Consider the following 5,526-nt stretch of genomic DNA (forward strand, 5'->3'; position numbering starts at 1 on the left):
AATTAACCCAAGTGCAATTGCGACTATTTACAACCCGTTCGATTTTGAAAAAATAAGACAGCAAGCAAATGAGCAAAATAACAATATCCCAAATGAGCCCTACTTAATTCATGTAGGAAGACTCGCCAAACAAAAACGCCACGATATATTATTTGCAGCATTTGCAAAGCTTGATAAAAAATACAAGTTAGTACTTTTATGTAATAAACCGGCTAAAGCGCTAAAGCTTGCACAGGAATACGGCATAGAAAAACAGTTAGTAGTGCCAGGATTTCAACAAAACCCGTACAACTGGATTAAGCAGGCTGAAGCATTATTGCTTAGTTCTGATTTTGAAGGGTTTGGGAATGTAATTGTTGAAGCTTTGGCTGTGGGCACCCCCGTAGTTAGCACTAATTGTACATTTGGACCAAGCGAGATATTAACAGGCGAGCTAAGTAAATATTTAGTACCTGTTGGACAAAGTGAGGCATTAGCCAATGCCATTAAGCAGGTGCTAGCAGATAAGCCAAATGTAGAAAACGCAGATATTCTAAAACAAGTGCAGGCAGAGCACGTTGCTCTGCAGTATTTAGCATTGGCTATACATTAGCTAGCGCTTTAAGGTAGTTGCTGTGCAGAGTCTGCCAGTCACTTACTTGCCAATTAAATGATTCGTTTCTACCCTGTTCTTTTAAAAATGAGCGCTCAAGACGTGCCATATTGCTTTGTTGCCATTGTGGATTGGGCGTTTTTATTTCACCTCTATCAAAGTCGATAATATACACATCACCAGTATCATCAAACAAAATATTATTAATGTTTAAATCAGCGTGGTATACACCTTTTGAATGAAATAGTGCGATTGTTTTAGCAATGCGCTCTAACTCATCTTGAGTCAATGGGCGTTCAATTAATACATCGAGTACACTTTTAGCGCCTGTAACGGCCTCGGTAATAATATCACCACGATAAATTAACCCGCTGCGAGTTATTTTAGCTGCTATAGGAGCTGGTACATTTAAACCAAGTTCTATAAGTTTACTCATTAAGCTAAATTCTTTATAAACACGGGTTTGTTCAAGCCCTGGGTATAAATATTGATCGCTTAGCAATTTACCGACCAAACCACCGCGCCAATAATGCCTAAGTACGGCTGTTAAATTATCTTGTTTAAAAAACCACGCTGTTGCTCTGCCTTTTTTAGCACCCACAATTTTATTTTGTTTTTGCCAAAAGTTGGCATCAAACCAATCAAGAGTAATTTGGCTTGTGTATTTGGGGTGGCTTAATACAGTGTGATTGCCTTGCACGTGTTGTTTAAACATAGCTCTGTGTAATTGCTAAATAATGTGTCTATATTAGCGCGTTTTAAAGCTCAGGATAAGTGCTTGCAATAGCGTGATTATAATTTAAGATCGGCTTTTGTATTTAATACCTAAGGGAATGTGTGACTCAAGCTCCTAATTATTCATCTATTTGTATATTAAGACTCTCAGCCATTGGTGACGTATGTCATGGTGTGAGTGCTGTACAAGCCATTCAAAAAGCACACCCAAATGCAAAAATCACGTGGGTTATTGGTAAAATAGAAGCGATGTTACTTGCCGACTTACCGGGTGTTGAGCTGGTGGTATTTGATAAAAAACAAGGAAAAGCCGCACTTAAAAGCTTAAAGCAACGCTTTAAAGATCAACAGTTTGATGTACTACTTAATATGCAAGTTGCATTAAGGGCTGGGTTTGTAGCGCGTTGTATTCCGGCAAAAGTAAAAATAGGGTTTGATTGGGCGCGTTCAAAAGAATTGCACAGCTTGTTTATTAATAAACGAATAGCCCCAGAAGCTCAGGCGCATGTGCTTGAAGGCTTTAAAGGTTTTGCAAAAGCCATTGGTGTAGCTGATTATAAACCGAGTTGGGACATGCCATATACAGAGCAAGACCAAGCGGTTGCTGATGAGTTACTAACACCAAAGTACCTAACTAATAAACTGTTAGTAATATCGCCAGCAGCAAGTAAAGCACAGCGCAATTGGCTCGCTGATCGTTATGCAGCATTGGCTGATTATGCAAATGAGCAAGGCTTTAAGGTGGTATTGACGGGGGGGCCAACAGAACTTGAAATTAACCTAGCAAATAGTATTGTTGAGTATAGTAAAACACCTATTTTAAATTTAGTGGGTAAAACGAAACTCAAAGAGTTGTTGTGCGTGTTAAAGCGTGGCAGCTTAGTGCTTGCGCCCGATACGGGTCCTGCACATATGGCGGTAACGGTTGGTACGCCGGTTATTGGTTTATACGCACATTCAAACCCAGCACGCACAGGTCCTTACTTATACCAAGACTACGTGGTAGAGGTTTATCATCAAAATTTGCTTAAGCAAACTGGTAAAACAGCTGAGCAAGTGCCGTGGGGTACGCGCGTAAAAGGCGATGATTTAATGAGCCAAATTACAGTTGATGACGTAAAAGCGATGTTTGATCATGTTGTACAAAAAGAGTCTTTGTAATGAATGCACAAAAAAAAAATAAAGCACTTTTTTTAGACCGAGATGGCGTAGTAAATGTTGACCATGGTTATGTGTATCAAAGCGATAAATTTGAATTTATTGAAGGTGTTTTTAGTACTTGTAAAGCATTTTATGATGCGGGCTATAAAATCATAATCGTCACTAATCAATCTGGAATTGGCCGAGGTTATTACACCGAAACTGATTTTTTAGCACTAACTGATTGGATGAAAACCCAATTTAGCGATCACAGTATTGAAGTTGCCGATGTGTACTTTTGCCCTCATCACTCTAAAAAAGCGCACCCTGAATATTTGAAAAAGTGCAGTTGCAGAAAGCCTGCGCCAGGGATGTTATTGCAAGGCATACAAGAGCATAACATCGACCCTGCTTGCAGTATAATGGTGGGCGATAAACTCAGTGATATGCAGGCTGCGAAAAAAGCAGGGATCACTACCCGCGTTTTAGTGCGTTCAGGTCAAAGCTTTGATGAAAGTGCCAAGCAAGAGGCTGATTTAATTATCGATTCTATAAACAGTTTACCTGCACTTTTAAAGACATAAATAGACTAAACAGATTAGCCTGTAAACTGGCAGGAATTCCTTCCAGTTTAGGGCGTTTGCGACGAACTGCAAACCGTGCATTTTCCCCATTAAACTTTTACAATACCCCCCATAATAAACAGTCGCTTAAATGTGGTCGTTTACCCGTTCAAATAAATGGAGAACACAGATGAGAGCATCTGCTTTTTTTAGCCAGCTACAACAGCAAATTGAAGACGTAAAAACCGAAGGTTTGTATAAAAACGAACGTATTATCAAGTCCCAGCAGCAAGCTCAAATCGAAGTTGCATCAGGTAAAGTAATCAACTTTTGTGCTAATAACTATTTAGGTTTAGCTAATAGCCCAGAGTTAATTGAAGCGGCGCAGAATGGTTTAAATAATCATGGTTTTGGTGTGGCTTCAGTACGTTTTATTTGTGGCACTCAAGATATCCATAAAACACTAGAGCAAAAAATCAGTGCGTTTTTAGAAACAGAGGATACTATTTTATATTCTTCATGTTTTGATGCAAACACAGGTTTGTTTGAAACTATTTTAGGCGCAGAAGACGCTATTATTTCTGATTCATTAAATCATGCATCAATTATTGACGGTGTACGTTTATGTAAAGCTAAGCGTTTTCGTTATGCAAATAACGACATGGCTGATCTTGAGAAGCAACTTATTGCAGCAGATGAAGCTGGCGCTAAAACTAAACTAATTGCTACCGATGGCGTGTTTTCTATGGATGGCGTTATTTGTAATTTAGAAGCTGTGTGCGACCTAGCTGATAAATACGATGCACTTGTAATGGTTGATGACTCTCATGCAGTTGGCTTTGTTGGCGAAAACGGTAAGGGTACACCTGAGTACTGTAATGTATTAGACCGTGTAGATATTATTACCGGCACATTAGGCAAAGCGCTAGGCGGCGCTTCAGGTGGTTATACTTCAGGTAAAAAAGAAATTGTTGAGTGGTTACGCCAACGTTCGCGCCCATACTTGTTCTCAAACTCATTAGCGCCTTCAATTGTTACTGCATCAATTAAAGTACTTGAAATGCTAGAAAATGGCGGTGAGCTTCGCGCTAAACTTTGGTCAAATGCTAAATATTTCCGTGAGCAAATGGAAGCTGCTGGTTTTACGTGTGCAGGTAAAGATCATGCAATTATTCCAGTAATGCTGGGAGATGCAAAAGTAGCCTCGTTAATGGCTGATAAGTTACTTGTTGAAGGTATTTACGTAACCGGTTTTTCATTCCCAGTAGTACCAAAAGGGCAAGCCCGCATTCGTACACAAATTTCAGCGGCGCATAGCATTGAGCAACTTGATATTGCTATTGATGCATTTACCCGTATTGGTAAAGAAATGGGCGTTATTTAATTTTATTTTAAACCGAAGCCTCGCTTCGGTTTTTTAGTTGAGTGTGAATTATGAAAGCATTATCTAAATTAAAAGCAGAACCGGGCATTTGGATGACAGATGCGCCAAAGCCAGAAGTCGGTCATAACGACTTACTGATTAAAATTCGTAAAACAGCTATTTGTGGTACCGACGTACATATTTACAAATGGGATGAATGGGCAAGTAAAACGATTCCTACTCCAATGGTTGTTGGTCACGAATATGTTGGCGAAGTTGTTGATATGGGCCAGGAAGTTCGTGGCTTTAAAGTAGGCGACCGCGTATCGGGTGAAGGTCATATTACGTGTGGGCACTGTCGAAATTGTCGTGCTGGGCGTGTACATTTATGCCGTAATACAACAGGCGTAGGTGTAAATCGTGAAGGTGCATTTGCAGAGTATTTAGTTATTCCTGCGTTTAATGCATTTAAAATTCCAGATAATATTTCTGACGAACTGGCTTCTATTTTTGACCCGTTTGGCAATGCAGTTCATACCGCATTATCGTTCGACTTAGTTGGCGAAGATGTACTTATTACTGGTGCAGGCCCAATTGGTATTATGGCAGCAGCGGTTGCAAAACACGTTGGTGCTCGCCACGTCGTTATTACCGACGTAAATGAATACCGCCTAGATTTAGCCCGCAAAATGGGTGCATCTCGCGCGGTAAACGTGGCAAGCGAAAAGCTTGAAGATGTAATAAAAGACTTAGGTATGACAGAGGGCTTTGATATTGGTCTTGAAATGTCAGGTGTGCCAAGCGCTTTTAATTCAATGCTTAATAACATGAACCACGGCGGTAAAATTGCCATGCTAGGTATTCCACCATCTGATATGGCAGTTGATTGGAACCAAGTTATTTTTAAAGGTTTAGTGATTAAAGGTATTTACGGTCGCGAAATGTTCGAAACGTGGTACAAAATGGCAAGCTTGATTCAATCTGGTCTTGATTTGAACCCAATTATTACACATCAGTATTCTGTGGATGACTTCCAAGCTGGCTTTGATATGATGATTTCAGGTCAGTCAGGTAAAGTAATTTTAAACTGGGATTAGTTCCTAACTAAATTACAAGAAGGGCGGCTTTAGCCG

6 protein-coding genes are annotated in these 5,526 nt (G+C 39.9%); 5 read left to right on the forward strand and 1 reads right to left on the reverse strand.

All coding sequences use genetic code 11. The features are described 5' to 3' along the window. The coding region (locus GQR46_RS15355) for a glycosyltransferase (protein WP_165741387.1) at nucleotides 1–592 on the forward strand (592 nt) is incomplete at its 5' end. Here GQR46_RS15355 and GQR46_RS15360 read toward each other — a convergent pair. Then, entirely contained in the window at nucleotides 582–1,307 is a 726-nt protein-coding gene (locus GQR46_RS15360; RefSeq protein ID WP_165741388.1) for a 3-deoxy-D-manno-octulosonic acid kinase, read from the reverse strand. The genes GQR46_RS15355 and GQR46_RS15360 overlap by 11 nt on opposite strands. A gap of 122 nt (nucleotides 1,308–1,429) precedes the next feature. Between GQR46_RS15360 and GQR46_RS15365 the strand changes: the two genes are divergently transcribed. From GQR46_RS15365 to tdh, 4 genes are all read left to right on the forward strand, one after another. Further along, nucleotides 1,430–2,488, forward strand: a complete 1,059-nt coding sequence (locus tag GQR46_RS15365) for a glycosyltransferase family 9 protein (RefSeq protein WP_165741389.1) — start codon at nucleotides 1,430–1,432, stop codon at nucleotides 2,486–2,488. After that, nucleotides 2,488–3,051 (forward strand): D-glycero-beta-D-manno-heptose 1,7-bisphosphate 7-phosphatase, encoded by a 564-nt coding sequence (gene gmhB / locus GQR46_RS15370; protein WP_165741390.1) that lies wholly within the window; start codon nucleotides 2,488–2,490, stop codon nucleotides 3,049–3,051. The genes GQR46_RS15365 and gmhB overlap by 1 nt, the downstream gene beginning before the upstream one ends. Nucleotides 3,052–3,220: 169 nt before the next feature. After that, entirely contained in the window at nucleotides 3,221–4,414 is a 1,194-nt protein-coding gene (locus tag GQR46_RS15375) for a glycine C-acetyltransferase (RefSeq protein WP_165741391.1), read from the forward strand. Nucleotides 4,415–4,464: 50 nt separating this feature from the next. Next, nucleotides 4,465–5,490, forward strand: coding sequence for an L-threonine 3-dehydrogenase (tdh, locus tag GQR46_RS15380; protein ID WP_007584716.1), 1,026 nt, complete (start codon nucleotides 4,465–4,467; stop codon nucleotides 5,488–5,490). Nucleotides 5,491–5,526 lie beyond the last annotated feature (36 nt).

Source organism: Pseudoalteromonas sp. Z1A6, assembly GCF_011378745.1.
Classification (GTDB): domain Bacteria; phylum Pseudomonadota; class Gammaproteobacteria; order Enterobacterales; family Alteromonadaceae; genus Pseudoalteromonas; species Pseudoalteromonas arctica.